The sequence below is a fragment of the Agrobacterium sp. 22-210-1 genome, from assembly GCF_053522525.1.
In genome coordinates this window covers 422,440-441,937 of record NZ_JBNWCI010000003.1, presented here as the reverse complement: position 1 = coordinate 441,937, position 19,498 = coordinate 422,440, and the positions used below count along the sequence as shown (strand labels likewise).

The following is a 19,498-nucleotide window of genomic DNA, read 5'->3' as shown; positions in this document are numbered from 1 at the left end:
TAAAGGGAATGCCATGCGAATTGCCATCCTACTCGCCGCCTTTCTGGCCGCTGGAACGAGCCTTGCCGCCGAGCGCAACGTGACCGATGCCGCCGGCCGCACCGTCTCCGTTCCGGAAAAGCCGCAACGCATCGTCGTCATGCATGAGCCGCTCCTGGGCGTGCCGCTGATGGATCTCGGCGCCAATGTGGTTGGCGCCTATGGCCGCAATAGCGACGGCAAATTCGCCACCGCCGTCGATTTTATCGATACCGTCCTTGGTGAAGGCCGCACGAAACCCAAAGGTTTTGGCGCTGTCGGCCAGATTGATCTTGAAAAGCTGCGGGCGCTGCAACCGGATCTGATCGTGGCAACGGAAATGGATGGCGGCAAGGCCGAACAGCTTTCCACCGTCGCCCCCGTCTATCTGCAAAAGGTCAGCACCGGCCATGCCTATGGTTTCAGCGTGGAGGAGAATCTTGCCGGTCTCGTGGGACGGAGCGACGCTTTCGCCGAACGCCGGAAGGCCTATGACACCAAACTTGCCGCCGTCAAAAAGACGCTGGGCGAAGATGTCAAAGGCAAGACCTATCTGGCGATCCTGCTGACCGACCAGATCAATGCGGTTGGCGACATGTCCGGCGCGGTGCAGGCACTGGAGGATCTGGGTTATGCCCGGTTAAAGATCGATAACGCCGCCTCTTCCGGCGGACTTGGCTCCACCCTCACCATGCCGCTGAGTGCCGAGGCTTTCGGCAAGCTCAATCCTGATATGCTGGTGGTGATGAACAGCTATACGAGCCCTGCGCGGGGTGAGGCCGGAACGCGCGCGGCACTGGAAAAGATCATTCCCGGCTGGGAACGTTTCGTGAAACCGGCCCGCGAAGGCAGGATCGTGTTCCTCGATTCCACCAGGGTCACGACGCCTTCCATTCCCAGCGCCCTGCACACGCTGGACGCGGTGGAAGGCTGGGCGGCCCGCCCCTGATTTTCTCGAAAACTGCGAATACCGGCGCGTACTTCATGCGCCGGCTATAAACTTGAGTTTTAATGTAAAGTTATATTGCGACAGCCGGAAGCGCCTGTTATGGTTTGCACATCTTGACGCAACGATGCCGGATTATCGCACCGGATAACACTTCCGATTAGCGATCATCCCGCACGCCGATCCGGGACAGCGAGACAGCCGAACCCGTCGGCAACATCCCACGAAAGACAACAGCATGAGCATAACCGACAGCATTGAAACCGCCGTTCCGGACCGTACTCCGAAACGTCATCGCCACGCCGTCAAGCTGCGCTGCCTCGATGTTGCGCGGGTGGAACAGCTCAGCCGGTCCATGGTGCGCATCGTCCTCACCGGACCGGAACTGGAGGGTTTTGCCAGCTTCGGTTTTGACGACCACGTCAAGATGTTCTTCCCGCTTCCCGGCCAAACCGAGCCGAACCTGCCGGTGATCGGCCCGAACGGCCTTGAATTCCCGGAAGGCGCGCCGCGCCCGCTGGCGCGCGATTATACGCCGCGCAGCTTCGATGCCGAAAAGGGCGAACTCGCCATCGATTTCGCCACCCATCATGACGGCCCCGCCAGCAACTGGGCCAAAGCCGCCAAAGTGGGCGACAGGGCGTGGATTGCCGGTCCACGCGGCTCTTTCACCGTTCCCTTCACCTATGACTGGCATCTGCTGATCGCCGACGATACCGGCCTTCCTGCGCTGGCCCGACGGCTTGAAGAAATGCCTGAAGGCACACGGGCCGTGGCGCTGATCGAGGTCGAAACGGATGCGGACCGCCTGGACATCGCCACCAAGGCTGACGCTTCGATCGTCTGGGTGACGCAAAACACCACAAGCGGAACCGATCACGACGCATTGATGGGCGCGCTGCGCAAGCTCGATCTGCCGAAGGGCGATTTCTTCAGCTGGGTCGCCTGCGAATCGAAGACCGCAAAGGAGATTCGCGCCCTCTTGATCGCAGAATTCGGCGCAAACCCCAAATGGACACGCGCCTCCGGTTACTGGCGGCGGGGCGCCAGCGGCGTGCACGATCATTTCGATGAATGAACCGGCAATCACGTCGGGTGCGATGCGGGAGGCGGGAACGATGCTGACGGACCTCAAGGCCCTTCTTGCCGGAGTTCTGGAGGATGAGGTGCGCGATATCGAACCGGGAGACAACCTGTTCGGTCATGGGCTTCATTCGCTTGCCCTCATGCGCCTCATCCCGCCGCTTTCGCAGCTTGCCGGAACGCGTCTCGACTATGACGACCTGGCCCGGCAGCCCACGCTTGCTGCCTGGCAGGCGTTGATCGAACGGGCGCGCGTGGGAGGCTGATCCCCGCCAACAGGATTTTTCGCGCCCGGCGCGATGTCCCTGAACATTTTCCAGAACATGTCCAAGGAGAGGACCATGGCAGCAGACAATACGCGTATGCTCGCACGTCGCATCGAAGAAAGCTTTGACAGAGGCGACGCAGCACCGCCTAGCCAATACGAAGAGCGGATCTGGTTTAAGCAGTTTCAGGATCCCGATCAGGTCTTCCGGCATCTTCTCGCCTACCGCATCGGCGAAGAATGCGACCTGTTGCGCCTGACCGCAGCGCTGAAGACGATTTGCGAGGCCTGGCCCGAGCTTCGCGCACGCTTTGCCTTCGGAGAGGATGGCGCCCTTTCAAAAAATATCGAAACCCTGTCCGCATCCGATGTGCAATTGCTGCAGGTGCCATCGTCAGCTGAAGCCCTCGCCCTTCTGCACGACCTTCAGGCACGGCCCTTCGATGCCGAAACCGACCCGTCCTTCCAGGCGGTGGTACTGTTGAATGAAGGGGAAATCCTGCTGGCCTTTCTGGTCCACGGCCTGCTTGGCGAAGTTCTCTCGCCAAAGATATTGCTGGATGGCATTTCCACCGCCTATGCCGGTGAGACACCAAAACCGCTTTCCGCTCGCAAGGTCGAAGATGGTGGCATCAACCCGCTTCCACTCGGCTGGCTGCAGCGCCCGGTCTCCGGCTCAGCCGTCGTGGCGTTGCGGCAAAACAGGCTGGAGAGGCCGGCAAGCCACAGCCACGGCGTCGATCTTCCCGCCACCCTGCTCGGCCTCAACGGCTCTACTGCGACGAATGCGCTTCTGGCGCGTGCCGGTGCGCGTTTCGCCCTGTTCCTTGCCGCAAGCGACGGTCCGGAAACCGTGATGCTCCGCCTGCACCCCGACGCCCCCACACCACCTTCAGCGGAGGCTGCATCACGGATATCGATCTCGCGTCACCAATCGCCCGAACAGGCTGAAAAAGCCGTGCTGGCGGGACTGGAACAGCGAAACGACAATGATGACGAGCCCGCCACCTTCATACTTCATGCGCTGGCGGCACCCGTTCAGCCCGTATCGGAGCATGGCCTCCAGTTCGAACCCCTGCTCCTGCCCTCGCTGCAATCCGGTCTTGGTCTCACCCTTTCCGCCGGCCCGACAGCCGCCGGTGACATCCGTCTCGAACTGACCGGCGGTAAGGAAATGTCGCCGCATGCGACGGCCTTCCTGCTGGAGCGTTTCGTCAGCCATCTCGAAGGCGGCGCAGATTTTTCCGCCATCGTACCTCAAAATGCCTCCGCAACACCGGAGCAGGCGGCTCGCCTATCCACCGGCCTTGGCGATGACGCCACCACCGCGACCATCCTCACCGAATTCCGCGAGGCGCTTGCCTCACCCGATATGGGCCCGGACGACGATTTCTTCGATTTTGGCGGTCATTCGCTGATCGCCACCCGCATCATCGGACGTCTGCTCAGCAATCACGGCATAGAGCTGCGTTTCAACGACCTTTTCAGCTATCCAACCGCAGCCGCCCTCGCTACACAGGCGACCCGCCTCGAAACTGCAGCGCCCGCACATGCGCAAGCAACGGAGACCGGCTCGTTGACCGCGCCGCTTTCTCTGGCACAGATGTCGCTCTGGAAGGCCTATGCCGCCTTCGGATTCGGCGACATATTCAATATCCCCTTCGCGCTCGATTTCCTTGGTCCCGTCGATGAAAACGCTTTCGAATGCGCCTTCCTCGACATCATCGAGCGCCATCCCGGCCTGCGCACCCATTTCTACGTCGAAAACGACACGGTTCTGCAGAAGATCGTGCCGATGCATGACCTGCCAGATTACAAATGGTTCTGGACCAGTGAAGAAAGCGAAGATGTGGACCGGCATGCGGAAGCCGGCTGGCGGTTCGATCTTGAGCGTGAACTGCCGATGCGGCTGCGTTTCCTGCGTGATGCGCAGACCGGCAGGCAGGTGCTGTCCTTCCTCTTCCATCACATCGTGCTGGACGAATGGTCAGTGAACCTGATGATGGACGAACTGACAGAAGCCTACCGGGCAAGAGCGGCGGGCAAGGCCCCGATCTTTGCAACCAAACCTGCGCCCTTCCATGAATTCGCCAGAAAACAGGTGGCCTCAGGCGTCAATGCCGGCCACCTTGCCTACTGGACCGATATGTTGCGTGATGCGCCGAAAGGCCTTGCCCTCAACGGACAGGATGGCACGCTGCACGAGGCACCGCAGGACGAAGCACCGGCGGGCGGCTGGGTCGAATTCAAGCTGGAAAAACACGTCAGCGACGGGCTTTACGCCGTTGCCAAGCAGAACAGCGCCTCGCTGTTCAACGTGGTTTACGCCGCCATAGCCGCATCGCTGCGTCATCTTGGCGGATTGAGCGATCTCGTGGTCGGCACCTCGGCTTCGGGCCGCACCGATAGCGGTTATTTCGATACGATCGGTTATTTCACCACGGTCGTTGCCCATCGCGTGCGTTTCGGCGAGACCATGACCATTGGCGACCTGATTTCTTCGGTGAAGAACACCATCAACGGCTCGCTGGAACATAGCGAAATCCCGATCGATCTCGTCGAGGAGGCGCTTGGTATGACGCCGGGCCGCGACCATCTGTTCGAGGTCTTCATCCAGATCCACGCCAGGAACAAGCTGAACGGCACGCTTGCCGGACCGGATGGCAAGCCGGTGGAGTTCCGCCAAATCGACCCCGACAAGCACGAATCCATGCTGGGGCTGCAATTCGAGGTGATGGAAGAAATGATCGGCGGCGAGCGCTCCATTCGCGTGCTGATGAGCTACCGTTCGGACCGCTACGGCCCTGAAGATGTCGAGCGGCTGCGCAACACCACCAGCGGCGTCTTCAGCCGCTTTGCCGAAGCCGGCGCTTCGAACAGGGTGTTGACGACGCTCGCCTGAGCTGGATTTGTGCGAGGAAAACCCGGCTTTGCGGCGCAGAGCCGGGTTCAGTTCGTAGACGAAGTCCTGAAAGCCCGTTTCCGTCATGCTCGGGCCTGTCCCGAGCATCTGCAACGCCTCGATTTTATTGGACGTGATTAGATCCTCGGCACAGGGCCGAGGATAACGTGGAGTATAGGGAAAGCGTTGTCGGCCTTCCCCTCAAACCGCCAGACGGACGCTCGAGGACGCCTCTTCCGCTGCAAGCGTCAGCGCCTCTCCCTGCAGCATGGCATCGAGGAACACTGGCAACTCCTCCCGGTAGCGGGCGAAATCCTCGGCCTCCGTCAGTGCAGAATCCGCATCGATATGCAGGTTCAGATCGCTGCCGTCATCCTCGCCGCGGAAGGTGAGATTGAAGCCGTCTCCCGGACCATTGGCGAGAATATGCCGCGAGACACCGAGCCCGGCAAAGACCGGCGCGCTGAAGGGCAGCACATTGATGAGCGGCGAAAAGAAGAAGCGCCGGCCCTTCGAGATTTCCCGGTCGGCGGCAATCTGCTCGATGCGGTAACGGCCATGCAGGCGCTGCCTGCGCAGATTGGCGGCGTTGCGTGCCAGAAATGCGCTCACGGTTTCCTGCGGTTCGATCGTGAGATGGAAGGGCAAAATATTGACGAGCATGGCCGGCATATGCGCACCGACGCTGCCCCAACGGCTCATGAAAGGCAACCACAAGGTCAGCACGTCACGGTCCGGACGTGGTAAAACCCGGTGCAGATAAAGGCCGGACAGCAGCACCAGAAGGTCAGGCCAGCCGATTTCCAGACGGCCGGCTATCTGCTGTAGCCTCGTGCTGAAACCCTGCGGCAAGGCCGCATCGGCATGCAGGCCGCCGCCGCCATAATCCTCGCAATCCTTGTCCAGCACGGGCAGATCGGCGGATGCGACGAGATAGGCCTCCCAGAAGTCCCGATCCTTCTCGAAACGGCGGCTCTGCCTGTAGGCATCTTCTTCGGCGAGGAAACTGGCGAAGGGGTGGAAATCCGGTCCCGCTTCGCCCTTGCCGCAATAATATCCGTAAAGCTGGCCGCAGCGCTGCTCCACCAGCGTCAGCCCATAGCCATCAACGACGATGTGATGGGCGCGAATATACCAGAGGTAACGATCATCGGAGATGCGGAAGAGAAGCTGCGCGGAAAGCCTGTCGGTTCTGAGGTCCAGCTTCGCCTCCACATCGACGTTCATGCGTCGCAGCGCCTCTTCAAAGGGCGCCGGATCGGTGCGGAGATCGACAAGCTCAACCACCGGGGCATGGCCGGCATCGCAGCATTGCTGCGGCGTCTCGCCATCCTCACCGATACGAAAACGGATCGACAGAACCTCGGATTCGCGCACCGTTCGGGCGATCGCCTGAAGGAGCGCGCTTTCATTCACCGCACCGGAAAGATCGATATAATGGGCGACCGTGGAAACCGGCTCATCGGGATGGAAGGAGAATTCCTCCCAGAAGTCGAGTTGCGGCTGGGTCAGCGGAAGCCAGCCGCCGGCAGGATCGATATGCGCCATCTGTTTTTCCTTGAACTATTCCTGTTGTCGGATGCTGCCCGAAATGCCTGGGTTCAGGCCGCTTCCGCAGCCAAAAGCGAAAGCACCTGCCTGGCATTGCGGCACCGCAGGAGCTGTTGTGGCGTCAGTTCCACACCGAAAACGGTGTGGATTTCCGCTGAAACGGTTTTCAGATGCGATGGCAGGAGGCCGAGTGCGAGCAGGTCGCTGCTCGCATCCACATTCCCCGGCTTTTTGCCCAGCACACCGAGATAGATATCCAGCACCCGGCGGTCGTCCTGATTGACGGCAGGGACGGCGACTTTCGCCGGTTCCGCGCCAACAGCGGCTCCCATCAGCAATTCGCGGGCGCGGCGGCGATCCGGCTTGCCATTGGCTGAAAGCGGTAGATCGTCAACCTTGAGAAACCGGCCGGGTACATGCGATTCCGGCAGATGGCTGCGGGCGAAATTGCGCAATTCAACCGAGGAGAGTTCGAGGCCCGGTGCAACGACGTACAGCACGCCGATGGCCGCCTCGCCTTTTTGTTCGACGCCGTAATCCACCACCAGCACCCGCTGAATGGCAGGATGACGGATGAGTTCGTTTTCCACATCCGGCAGCGAGACGCGCACGCCGCGCACCTTGACGTAACCATTGACCCGGCTCGCAAACATGATCTTGCCATCCGGCCGATAACGGCCGCGATCTCCGGTGCGGAAGGCACGTACCGGCTTGCCTTCCGGATCATCCACCGTGGCGAAATCCGTCTGGGTGATGGCCCCGTCCTCCAGATAACCGATCGCCACATTCACGCCCACCGTATGGATGCGGCCAACGACACCGGGAGGGCAATGCTGGCCCCGATCATTGAGGATAAAATAACGATTGGCCGGCAGGGGATGGCCATAGGGGATGGCCGAGACATCCTCCGCAACGATCTCGTGCCAGATGCTCCATATCGTCGTTTCGGTTGGGCCGCCGAGCGATATCAGCCGCAGATCGGGCTTCAGCCGGCGCAGTTCCTCGATGATCATGGGTTTGATGTAATCGCCGCCCTGCGCCACGAGCCGGAGCGAAGCAAGTTGCTCGCCACGGCGGCACGACAGAAGCATTTCGAGGATGGCCGGCACCGAGCACCAGAGCGTCACACCGTGTTCGGCCACCAGTTCGTTCCAGCGGACCGCATCCTTTTCCTCGCCCGGTTCCGGCAGCACCAGCGTCGCACCCGCAGCCAGCGCGCCGAAAACATCGAAGACCGACATATCATGGTGCAGCGGCGTGACCGAAATGAACACGTCTTTTTCCGTCACTGCCCATTCAGCAAGCGTGCTGCCGATAACATTGGCGGTGGCGCGGTTGGAAAGCACGACGCATTTCGGCTTGCCGGTGGTGCCTGACGTGTAGAGATAATAAGCCGGCTCTTCGCTGTGGGACAGCGTCGCCATCTCCGCCGTGACAACGGGCGTTCCCGCCGGTGCGGGCGTGGCGAGCAGCTCCGCCGGATCGACAGCCTCGAAGCTCTGCGGAACATTGCGGGCGACGATGATGGCCGGGCGGCAATTTGTCAGCAGATAGTGCAGACGGTCTTCCGGCGAGCTGGCATCAACAGGCACCCAGATGGCGCCTGTCAGTGCTGCGGCGAGTGTGATGGCCGTATGTTCAGGGCTGCGTGGCAGGCACACCGCCACGACATCTCCTCGGCCGATATTACGGGCCTTGAGGCCTGCCATTGCCCCGGCCACCATCTCACCGAGTTCGCCGTAAGAGATACGCCTTTTGCCGCTGACGAGCGCGGTGCGCGAAGGATCACCATCAAAAAGATGCGCGGCGATCCGTTCCAGAAAAGGCGGGCAGACGAAGCTCCGCTCGTCGCTATTCAGCCGATAATGGGACAGGTCGACAATATCTCGCGCATTGAAAGCGTAAGCGCCGTTGTCCGTGATCGCGGCAATCGCGCGCTCAATGGCGGCGAGAATATTCCCGACCATCGCGGCATCGATCGCCTCTTCGGCATAGTCGATATCGAGGACGAGATCACCCTGCGGATTTTGTGAAAAGCGGAAATCCAGTGCCACCTGCGGCGTCTGTGTGAGACCGTCCGTCCAGCGCATGGTCGATTCGGGCGATAGCGTCGGCCAACTCAGGCCATTGGTGATGACCACCGGCAAGGCAAGCCCGCCCGCATTGGCGTTGAGAAGCACACGATTGAGATCGATGCCGGAAAAAACAAGGTGGTTCAGCCCTTCCAGCACATCCGTCTGCAGGCCTGCCGCCCGCTCGGCAAAATTGCCCTTGGCTCCATCCCATTTGACCGCGATGAAGCTTGAGCGATTGGCAAAAGCTCCTTCCACCTGCGGCGCAACGGGAATGCCGACAACAAGCGCGCCCTCGTTCAGCCATAGCGACAGCACATCGAGGATCACCGCTGTCAGTGCCGAGTTCTTGAACAGCCGCTCCTTTGCGCCGATGCGTGAAAAGGCGGCGAAGCGCTGCTTTTCCACCATCAGGCTTTGGCGGCTGTAGCGCGAAACGGAAATGGTTTCGAGCGCTGCCTTCCATGGCAGTTGCGAGGGCACCTCGGCATCTTTCAGCTTGTCAGCCCAATAGGCGGCGTCCTCGGCGCGAGCCGCCGCAATATCCACCTGCTGCGTGGCTACAGCACCAGCGGTCTCCAAGGGCAGAACGCCGTCGAAAAGTTCCGCCGCCAGGCTGGCGATAGCCCGCCCGTCGAGGATGAGCGCATCAAAACGCAGGAAGGCCGCGACACGGTCAGCCGTTGCCTCACCCACCGGCAGGCGGAAGACCGTGACCTGCCAGGGAGAGGCGGCAAGATCGAAATGCGCATGGGAAAAGTCACGGCGCACGGCGTTCATCCGCGCTTCCGCATCGACAGGAGACAGGGCGGAAAGATCAACAATATCAAGGTTGATATTCGACTCGTCGCTGACGACCTGCACCAGACGCCGCTCGTCGATGCGGGTGCGCAGGCTCTCATGTCGCTCCACCATTGCGGCGAGACGTGACTGAAGCAGGGCCGGGTGGATGCTGCCGCGATATTCGCGAAACTCCTGCATTGCCACGCCGCTGAGCGGCAGATGGGTGCCACGACCAAGAAGATAGGCCTGTTGCAGGGGCGAAAGCGGACGTTCCATCAGTTTTCCTTTTGTCTCGGCTGTGGCTTTCGGCACCTGTGCGCCGAATCGCTGCGCATTCGCGGAAACGAGATCGGGGCTGGCAGCCAGTTGGCGAAGAAAGGCAGTGTAGGTTTCGAACAGGGCGCGCAGCCAGCGTTCCGGCAAGGCGTCCAGCCGCACATCCCAGTTGATCAGCAATCCGCCATCGAGCGCCGCGACCTGCGCATCCAGTGCGACCCCCGGCCCCTGCGAGACGGTGTGGACCATCTGACCGAATACCCGCCCAACCTTCTCCGAAAACAGCTCTCCTCCCGCCAGATCGACGCCGGCGGTAAAGACGACTGGCGAGTTCTGCAAACCGCCGCGCAGACGGGATAGGTCACGCATGACGCTGACGCCCGGATAGGATTGATGGGCAAGACGGTCGTTCATCCCGTTGAACAGCCGTCGGAGCAGCGCTTCGAGGCTTTCATCCGGCCTGATATCGATGCCGAGCACCAGCACATTGGAAAATTCGCCGACGATGCCATCGACCCCTTCCACCAGCGGGGCGCGCCAGAAAGCCGGGACGGAGAGCCTGAACTTTTGTTCCTGTGTCGCCTGCGACAGCGCCACGGCGAAAATACCGAGCAGCAGGGTCGATGTCGTCACCGAGCAACGCCGCGCCGCCTGTTCCAGACTGCCTCGTTCGGCCGCTGAAAGCATGGTGGCAAAGCGATCCGTGTGAACAGCACGCGTGGCGTCATTGGGAAAAAATGGCAGCGGCGGCGCATCAGGAATATCCGCAATATGTTGCCGCCACCACGACCGGTCCCTTTCACGCAGGGTCCTCTGGTGCGGATCGGAGGCAAGCTGCTTCGCCCAGTCGAAAAAGGATGGCGTCACCTTCCCCGATAGCGTGGCTTCATCTTTTCCTTCACCCTCTTCGTAAAGCCGGGCAAGGTCCTCCATCACGATCCGGACGCTGGCCGGATCGATCGCCAGCATGTCGGTGTCCACATGCAGCCGGCTGCGTCCCTGCGGCAACAGGCTGAGCGAGATCGCGGCGGGTGAGTCATTGCGCAGATCGGTTTGTCGATGGCTCCAATCCCGCCGTTTTGCCTCGAGCCGGTGCACAAGCGCCTCCGAATCGAGCGCGGTCAGATCCTCTACATCAAGGCGGAGCGGCCTGCCGGCAGGATCGACGGATTGACGCCCTTCCACATCGATCCTGAGGCTCAGCATGGGGTGACGCCGGCAAAGCCTTTCGACCGCAACAGCCAGTCTTTCCACGTCAAACGCCCGCCCCTCGAACTCAAGATAGAGATGGGGCGTAACTTTTCCGAGTATCCCATCCGCCTCGCGTCCGACCCAATAGGCCACCTGCATCGGGGTTAAATTTAGCATGTGAGTTTGCACCGATTGACAAAACATGATTATCATAATCAAGTATATGCCATCGTCAACCACTCGAACAGGAGGCATCCCATGAAAACGGGAGCACTCAGGACGAATGACGTCGAATCCGACGAAATTACTGATTTTAATAGAGAATTTTTATTCACCTCCGGCACGGGGCAATTGCGGGCCGAAGGGATACGCGAAAGGATAACCATTCCAGCCCGCGGTGGCGAAGACATGGAAAGCCCTTTGCAGCAGGCGATTAAAGGCGCTTTTGAACGGGCACGCCGGGCTGGACAAGACAATCCGATCGCCATCGGCGCAATCCCCTTCGATGTCAGCGAACCATCATGCCTTTACATCCCCAACAACTATGAGTGGAGTCCGCGCGACGCGGTTCCGGTTGCCACTGATTCGGCCATGCCGGCGCTTGTCGGCCAGAACAGCCTGCCGGACGAGGCTGGTTTCAAACATGCCGTCGAGCATGCCATTCTCAATTTCCGCCATTCCGAAGTGCGCAAGGCGGTGCTTTCCGTCATGCGTGAACTGACCTTCGCCTCCGAGGTCAATGTCGAGAGATTGCTGGCCAGCCTCGCCAAGCAGAATCGCGACGGCTACCAGTTCCGTATTCCGCTTCCGGATGACGGCGACCTGATCGGCGTCAGCCCGGAACTGCTTATCCGCAAGCAGGGTGAGAAGATCATCTCGAACCCCTTGGCCGGATCGGCAAAACGCATGACCGACCCGGTGGCGGACAAGGCCAATGCGGACCGGCTTTCGGCATCGGAAAAAGACCATTATGAGCATAGCCTGGTGATCGAGGATATCCGCTCGCTGCTTTCGCCATGCTGCGCGGAACTCGACGTTCCGGAAAAACCCTCCCTCATCAATACGGCCGCACTCTGGCATCTTTCGACGCGCATCGAAGGCCGCCTCGCCGATCCCGAGACCAACGCGCTGCAACTGGCGTGCCTGCTGCACCCGACACCGGCCGTTTGCGGTTTCCCGACCGAGCGCGCCCATCGCCTCATCCGTTTCGTCGAACCCTTCGAGCGTGGCCTGTTCACCGGCATGGTGGGCTGGACGGATGCCCAAGGTAACGGCGAATGGGTAGTGACAATCCGCTGCGGCACCGTGCAGCGCCAGACCGTGCGGCTTTTCGCCGGCGCCGGCATCGTGGAGGCCTCGGAACCCGAATCCGAATGGGCCGAGGTGCAGACCAAGCTCAAAACCATGCTGAATGCCTGCGGTCTCTCCGCCTGAGCACGACCGAACTTTCCCGGGGACAAACCATGACAATCGAATTTTCACGCTGGCCCGACGATCTGGCGCGCCGATACCGCGAGCGCGGCTATTGGATCGACAGGCCATTGAGCCGCATCCTCGCCGAACAGGTGCAACACCGGCCGGATGCAACGGCGCTGATCTGCGGTGATCGCCGCTTCACCTATGCCGAACTCGACCGGCAATCCTCCAATCTCGCAGGCCATCTTGCGGCCGCAGGCATCGGCAAGGGCGATACCGCGCTGGTGCAATTGCCTAATATCGCCGAGTTTTATCTCGTCTTTTTTGCATTGATCAAAATCGGCGTTGCACCCGTCAACGCGCTCTTCAGCCACCGTCGGCTGGAAATGACCTCCTATGCAGAACAGATCGCGCCAAAACTGGTGATTGCCTCTCGCAGCCATGAGCTTTTTGCCAATGACGCGTTCCTGGACGGGCTTAAGGCTTCCTCTCCACATCTTTCCCTGACCCTGTTGCTAGGCGCGACGGAACCTCAGCGCAGCCTTGAACGGATGCTTGCCGCGCCTGCGGAAAATCCGCCGGCCTACGCCCCTTCGGCAGCGGACGAGGTGGCGTTGTTCCAGCTCTCCGGCGGCAGCACCGGAACGCCAAAATTGATCCCCCGGACGCATAACGACTATGATTACAGCGCACGGGCCAGCGCGGAGATTTGCGAACTCTCGCCGCAGACCCGTTTTCTTTGCGCCATTCCGGTGGCGCATAATTACCCGATGAGTTCACCCGGTGCGCTCGGTGTCTTTCACGCCGGCGGCACTGTGGTCATGGCCGCCAATCCGGAGCCGCTCGCCTGCTTCGATCTCATCGAAAAACACGGCATCGACATGGTGCCGCTGGTACCGCCGGCCGTGGCGTTGTGGTTGCAGGCAGCCCCCGCACATCGCCAAAGGCTGAAATCCCTCAAGCTCCTCCAGGTTGGCGGCGCAAGCTTCGCCGAAGCTCTTGCCCGCCAGGTGCCGGAAGTGCTCGGTTGCGCGCTGCAACAGGTCTTCGGCATGGCGGAAGGTCTGGTGAACTACACCCGCTTCGGTGACCCCGACCATATCGTGTTTACCACGCAAGGGAGGCCAATCAGCCCGGACGACGAAATCCGCATCGTCGATGAGGATGGCAATGATGTGCCCGAGGGCGAGGCCGGCATGCTGGCGACCCGTGGCCCCTATACGTTCCGGGGCTATTATCGCGCGCCCGAACACAGTGCCCGTGTCTTCGACAAGGATGGCTTCTATTATTCCGGCGATGTCGTGCAGCGCACGCCCGAAGGCTATCTGCGGGTCGTCGGCCGGGTGAAGGACCAGATCAACCGCGGCGGCGAAAAGGTCGCTTCGGAGGAGGTGGAAAACCTGATCCTGCGGCATCCTGATGTGACGCATGCCGCACTGGTGGCGATGCAGGACGAACTTCTCGGTGAGAAAAGCTGCGTCTTCGTCGTCTCCCGCAATCCCGCGCTGAAAGCGCCGGCCATCCGCCAGCATCTCGCCGGTCTCGGCGTCGCGGATTACAAGTTGCCGGACCGGGTGCGTTTCATCGACGCGATGCCGCTCACCGCCGTCGGCAAGATCGACAAGAAGCGCCTGCGCGATTTGTTGACAACCCCCGTCGCCATCAGCGCCTGACAGGCAACGCCAATCGAAGGGACGCTCTAAAGGGCGTCCCAAACTCCAGAGATTACGCGCCGCCCGAGCCGGCGCAGCACAAAACCGAGGTCATCATGACGATCCCCACAATTTCCGACTATCCGATGCCGATTGCCGCCAGCTTTCCGGCCAACAAGACAAAATGGCAGCCCGACGCCAAGCGCGCCGTGCTGCTCATTCACGACATGCAGCGTTATTTCCTGCGGTTCTACGAGGCCGACGGCAAGCTGATGACGGCCCTCATCGACAATCTCGCCAAGGTCAAGGCATGGGCGGTGCAGAACGGCGTGCCGGTCATCTATACCGCCCAGCCGCACAACCAGCCGCCGGGCGACCGGGCGCTGCTGAACGACATGTGGGGACCGGGTCTCACCGTCGTCGATCCCGAATTGCAGAAGGTGGTGGACAAGCTGGCGCCAACGCCTGACGACGTGGTGCTGACCAAGTGGCGCTACAGCGCCTTCCAGCGTTCCGATCTTGCTGAGCGGATGAAAGGCTGGGGCCGCGACCAGATCATCGTCGGCGGCGTTTACGCCCATATCGGCTGCATGATGACGGCGGTGGAAGCCTTCATGAAGGATATTCAACCCTTCATGATCGGTGACGGCGTCGCCGATTTTTCCGAAGCCGAACACCGCATGGCGCTGCAATATGTGGCGACGCGTTGCGGCGTGGTGATCGACACCGCAAGCCTGACCGGTACCGAGCAGGCCACCGGCACCCGCGAATGGCTGAAAGCCCGCGTCCTGCAGATGGTTGAGGATGAAAGTGACATCGACCCCGACGAGAACCTCATCTTCTACGGCCTTGATTCCCTGCAGGTGATGAAGCTTGCCGGCGAGTTGAAGGAACGCGGCGTCACCGTCGGTTTCGATGAGCTAGCGCGTGTACCCACACTTTCCGCCTGGTGGACACTGATCGACGAAAAGCGGCTCGCAGCCTGAGCGGACGGACAAGATGACGCAACAGAGATTTACCGGGCGGCGTGTGCTGGTGACGGGCACGGCCCAGGGCATTGGTCGCCGCATCGCCGAACGTTTCATCGAGGAAGGGGCCGAAGTCATCGGCCTCGACCTTCTGGCCGGCACAGCGGAAGCACCCTTCCGCCAGATTGCCCTCGATATCACCGGCGCTGCGGCGGTGGAGAGCGTATGCAAGGCAATCGAAAGCGAATGGGGCGGTCTTGATATCCTCGTCAACGCCGCAGGCATTTTGCGTATTGGCGACAGCGAAAGCCTGACGCCGGAAGACTGGAAAGCCTGCATGGATGTCAATGCCGCAGGGCCGTTCTATCTGCTGCGGCAATGGGGTGGCGTCTTCAAACGGCAGCGGCGTGGCGCGATCGTCAATGTCGGCTCCAACGCCGCCGTGGTGCCGCGCATCGGCATGATGGCCTATTGCGCCTCCAAGGCGGCGCTGGTCAGCCTCAGCCATTGCGCCGCCCTTGAGCTTGCGCCCTATGGCGTGCGCTGCAACGTTGTCTCGCCCGGTTCCACCGATACGCCGATGCTGGCCGGTATGTTGAGCGATCCCACAGGCAAGGAACGGCTCATCGCTGGCCTGCCGGAGCAGTTCAAGCTCGGCATTCCGCTTGGCAAGATTGCAAGACCGGATGATATAGCCGACACAGTGCTGTTTCTCGCCTCCGATCAGGCTGGCCACGTGACGATGCAGCAGATCGTGGTCGACGGCGGCGCAACGCTCGCAGCCTGATCCGGCCGGCCGAACGAGGGACAGATATGGCGATCGTGCCGGCATTGCATCGCGAGACTGTTTCCGGCGACCCACCGGAAGCCGTCTGGCCATGGCCGGATGACAGCAGCGATTGCCATTGCCTCACCCTTCGTTACAGCCCCGACGACGAAACCGGTGCCAACATCACCCCTGCCCTGCCCGCGCAGCTGCTGCGGGCAGTGCCGAAACGCAAGGCGGAGTTTTTGGCGGGACGCAAATGTGCGGCGGAAGCCATACGCCGCCTTACCGGCCACGCATTTTTTCCCGGAATGGGAGAGGACCGAGCGCCGATCTGGCCCGAAGGCGTAGTCGGCGCGATTTCTCATAGTAGTGATCGGGCAATTGCCCTTGCCGGCTCCGGCAGCAGGTTTCTCGGCATCGGCATCGATATCGAGAAACGCCTGACCGAAGAGGAAGCCAGCGACATCGCTTCGCAGGCCTTGACGACGCATGAGCTTCACAGCCTCGGCAACATTGTCGACCCGTTCATGACCGGGCTTATTTTTTCGGCCAAGGAGAGCCTGTTCAAGGCGCTTTATCCGACGGTAAAGCGGCTTTTCTTTTTCGAGGCGGCCGAATTATCCGCTTACGATGCGGATGGCTCAGGGTCGCTTCGCCTGACCGCCGACCTGAGCGGCGATTGGCTTGAGGGAACGGAGATTTCCTTCCGCTTTGGCCATTTCGAAGGCCTCCTGCTCACCCGTATCCTACTCCCGCAATGAGGGAAAAAGTGCAGATTCTGTTCTCATAAACTCATATTTAAAGCCGCTCCTCCCGTCATCCGTGTGAAATACTCAAACGGTACGCAGCTTGTTGGAATGATTCCAAACATGCAAACGGTGGAGACACGACATGACCGACATCGATACGAGCAAGCTGTCCTGGGACGAATGGGACGAACTGCAAAACCCGCCGCCGGCCGAAACCGATTTCGACCGCGTGGTCGAAACCGCGATTTCCCGCCGCGGTTTCCTCGGCGGTGTGCTGGCCTTCGGCTCGGCCGCAGCTGCCATGGGCACGCTCGGCAACCTGATGGCAAGCACTTCGGCCGAAGCGCAGGAAGCAGCAGCCGGCCGCTTCCCCTTCAAGCCGGTGGCCGCAGCAACCGACCACACCATCCATGTGCCGGAAGGTTATAGCTGGAAGCCGGTTGCCAAATGGGGTCAGCCGCTGTTCTCCAACGTTCCCGATCTCGACCCCGCCAAGGGCGTCAGCGTTGAGAATTCCGACAAGGTCTTTGGTGAAAACACCGACGGCATGGAACTCTTCATGGTTGGCGCTCATCAGCTGATCGCCGTCAACCATGAATACGTAAACCCGGAAATCAACCTGCCGCACACTGACAAGGGCAACCCGAAGACGGCCGACGACGTGAAGATCCTGCAGAACATGCAGGGCGTCACCGTCATGGAAGTCGCGGAAGGCAACGAGGGCTGGGAAATCGTTCTCGACAGCCCGTTCAACCGCCGTATCCATCACAACACGCCGATGAAGCTTTCCGGCCCGGCCGCAGGCTCCGACCTCGTCAAGACCGCCGCCGATCCTGATGGTATCAACTGTCTCGGGACCTTCAACAATTGCGGCGCCGGCCGCACGCCCTGGGGCACCTACCTCACCTGCGAGGAAAACTTCAACGGCTATTTCGGCACCGCAGATGCCGCCTTCAAGCTGCCGGATGATTACAAGCGTTACGGCATCGTCGCCGAGACGCGTTATGCCTATGAGAAGTTCGACGCACGTTTCGACGTCGCCAAGAACCCGAACGAGCCGCGCCGCGCCGGCTACGTGGTTGAGATCGACCCTTCGGACGCCTCCTCCACCCCGATCAAGCGCACTGCGCTTGGCCGCATCAAGCACGAAAACGCCGCCGTGGTGATTGCCCGTGACGGCCGCGTCGTCGTTTACATGGGTGACGACGAGCGTGGCGAATTCCTCTACAAATTTGTCTCCAACGGCATTTACGTGCCGGGCGGCGACACCTCGAAGCTGCTGGACGAAGGCACGCTTTACGTCGCCAAGTTCGCCGATGACGGCGCTGGAGAGTGGCTGGCGCTGACGCCTGAGACCACCGGCATGAAGATCGATGAAATCTGCGTCTTCACCCGTCAGGCCGCTTCCAAGGTGGGCGCAACGACGATGGATCGCCCGGAATGGGTCGCCATCAACCCGGTCGCCATCGAAGCCTATTGCGCGCTGACCAACAACAGCCGCCGCGGCGAAATGAAGGACGGCAAGCTGCGCGCCAATGCTGGCGGCGACGCCATGGCGATCAACGCCGCCAACCCGCGCGAAAAGAACGAATACGGCCAGATCGTGCGCTGGTATCCGGAAAATGACGACCATGCCGACGGCAAGTTCAAGTGGGACCTGTTCTGCATGGCCGGCAACCCTTCCGTTCACAAGGACGCCTTTGCGGGTTCTTCGAACATCAACGAAGGCAACATGTTCAACTCGCCCGACGGCATGATGTTCGATAGTACCGGCCTGCTCTGGATCCAGACCGACGGCGAGGACAGCAATGAAGGCAACTTCGCCGGCCAGGGCAACAACCAGATGCTGGCGGGCGACCCGGCCACCGGCCGTATCGAGCGCTTCCTGACAGCACCGAAGGGTTCCGAAGTCACCGGCCAGACATGGTCCGGCGACAAGCGCACCCACTTCGTCGGCATCCAGCACCCCGACGCGCCCTTCCCGGACGGCGAAGGCAAGTTGCCGCGCTCGGCCGTCATCGCCATCAAGCGTGACGACAACGCGCAGATCGGCTGACGCAGAGGCACAAGAGAACCGGATCGCGGCAAAACGACGATCCGGTTCCATCATTGAAAACGCCGTGCGCCCAAAGGACGCACGGCGTTTATTCCATCAAGAAAATCAGAAAACGTTCCGGTGCACATCGCTCATGGCGCGGCGCAGGTCATCTACTGCGGACGCCGTCTGTCCCGGTTCATCGTTGAGCGCGGGCGGCATTTTCCAGCCGGGATCGATGCCTTCCATATTCGGCAATTCATGGGCGATACCCTTGTGGCAATCGATGCAGGTGGCCTTGCCCGTCAGCAGATATTTGGAATGAATGTCTGCGGCACGCTGCGTCTGCTTGGTAAAGTCCATGGCGGCGGAGGAATGACAGTTGCGGCATTCGAGGCTGTCATTGGCCTTCAGGCGCGACCATTCATGCTGGGCAAGCTCCAGCCGCTTGTCGAGGAACTTCTTGCGCGTATCGATGGTGCCGAAAATCTTGCCCCAGACCTCCTTGGAAGCCTGCATCTTTCGGGCAATCTTGTCCGTCCACTCATGCGGCACATGGCAATCCGGGCAAGAAGCGCGCACGCCGGAGCGGTTGGAGAAATGCACCGTCCGCGTCAGTTCCTCATAAACATTCGCGCGCATCTCGTGGCAGGAAATGCAGAAGGCTTCCTTGTTGGTCATTTCGAGCGCGGTGTTGAAGGCGCCCCAGAACATGACCCCGCCGACGAAACCGCCGAGCGTGAGGAAGGCTAGGCTCAGCGTGCCGGCCGGCGTGGTCAGAACCGCCCATAGCCAGACGAGAAGTTTTTTCACACGGGCGAT

13 protein-coding genes are annotated in these 19,498 nt (G+C 60.9%); 10 read left to right on the top strand and 3 right to left on the bottom strand.

Translation table 11 applies throughout. From position 1 onward, the window contains the following. Positions 1–13: 13 nt before the first annotated feature. From ACQZ5F_RS20350 to ACQZ5F_RS20335, 4 genes are all read left to right on the top strand, one after another. On the top strand, positions 14–967 hold the full coding sequence (locus ACQZ5F_RS20350; protein ID WP_448730839.1) for an ABC transporter substrate-binding protein: 954 nt from the start codon (positions 14–16) through the stop codon (positions 965–967). A gap of 235 nt (positions 968–1,202) precedes the next feature. After that, entirely contained in the window at positions 1,203–2,042 is an 840-nt protein-coding gene (locus tag ACQZ5F_RS20345) for a siderophore-interacting protein (RefSeq protein WP_448730838.1), read from the top strand. Beyond that, the gene (locus tag ACQZ5F_RS20340) at positions 2,035–2,313 is read left to right on the top strand and encodes a phosphopantetheine-binding protein (protein WP_448730837.1); all 279 of its coding nucleotides are present in this window, start codon (positions 2,035–2,037) and stop codon (positions 2,311–2,313) included. Before ACQZ5F_RS20345 ends, ACQZ5F_RS20340 begins: the two co-directional genes overlap by 8 nt. A 75-nt stretch (positions 2,314–2,388) precedes the next feature. Beyond that, positions 2,389–5,214 (top strand): condensation domain-containing protein, encoded by a 2,826-nt coding sequence (locus ACQZ5F_RS20335; RefSeq protein WP_448730836.1) that lies wholly within the window; start codon positions 2,389–2,391, stop codon positions 5,212–5,214. Between the two features lie 201 nt (positions 5,215–5,415). Here ACQZ5F_RS20335 and ACQZ5F_RS20330 read toward each other — a convergent pair whose 3' ends face one another. Beyond that, positions 5,416–6,762 carry a condensation domain-containing protein gene (locus ACQZ5F_RS20330; RefSeq protein WP_046800930.1) on the bottom strand — a complete coding sequence of 449 codons (1,347 nt, stop codon included), beginning with the start codon at positions 6,760–6,762 and terminating at the stop codon, positions 5,416–5,418. Between the two features lie 53 nt (positions 6,763–6,815). Beyond that, entirely contained in the window at positions 6,816–11,264 is a 4,449-nt protein-coding gene (locus ACQZ5F_RS20325) for an amino acid adenylation domain-containing protein (RefSeq protein WP_448730835.1), read from the bottom strand. A gap of 81 nt (positions 11,265–11,345) precedes the next feature. Between ACQZ5F_RS20325 and ACQZ5F_RS20320 the strand changes: the two genes are divergently transcribed. From ACQZ5F_RS20320 to ACQZ5F_RS20295, 6 genes are all read left to right on the top strand, one after another. Beyond that, positions 11,346–12,521 (top strand): isochorismate synthase, encoded by a 1,176-nt coding sequence (locus ACQZ5F_RS20320; protein ID WP_448730834.1) that lies wholly within the window; start codon positions 11,346–11,348, stop codon positions 12,519–12,521. A 29-nt stretch (positions 12,522–12,550) separates the two neighbouring features. Beyond that, positions 12,551–14,176, top strand: a complete 1,626-nt coding sequence (locus tag ACQZ5F_RS20315) for a (2,3-dihydroxybenzoyl)adenylate synthase (RefSeq protein ID WP_448730833.1) — start codon at positions 12,551–12,553, stop codon at positions 14,174–14,176. Between the two features lie 95 nt (positions 14,177–14,271). Continuing rightward, positions 14,272–15,141, top strand: a complete 870-nt coding sequence (locus ACQZ5F_RS20310) for an isochorismatase family protein (RefSeq protein WP_448730832.1) — start codon at positions 14,272–14,274, stop codon at positions 15,139–15,141. A 13-nt stretch (positions 15,142–15,154) separates the two neighbouring features. Further along, positions 15,155–15,910: a 2,3-dihydro-2,3-dihydroxybenzoate dehydrogenase gene (dhbA, locus tag ACQZ5F_RS20305; RefSeq protein WP_448730831.1), complete on the top strand. Its 756-nt coding sequence runs from the start codon at positions 15,155–15,157 to the stop codon at positions 15,908–15,910. Positions 15,911–15,936: 26 nt separating this feature from the next. After that, complete coding sequence (locus ACQZ5F_RS20300; protein ID WP_448730830.1) at positions 15,937–16,653, top strand: 4'-phosphopantetheinyl transferase family protein; 717 nt, start codon at positions 15,937–15,939, stop codon at positions 16,651–16,653. Positions 16,654–16,783: 130 nt separating this feature from the next. Continuing rightward, positions 16,784–18,697: a PhoX family protein gene (locus ACQZ5F_RS20295; protein WP_046800937.1), complete on the top strand. Its 1,914-nt coding sequence runs from the start codon at positions 16,784–16,786 to the stop codon at positions 18,695–18,697. Between the two features lie 105 nt (positions 18,698–18,802). Here ACQZ5F_RS20295 and ACQZ5F_RS20290 read toward each other — a convergent pair whose 3' ends face one another. Beyond that, positions 18,803–19,498 (bottom strand): cytochrome c3 family protein, encoded by a 696-nt coding sequence (locus ACQZ5F_RS20290; protein WP_349506702.1) that lies wholly within the window; start codon positions 19,496–19,498, stop codon positions 18,803–18,805.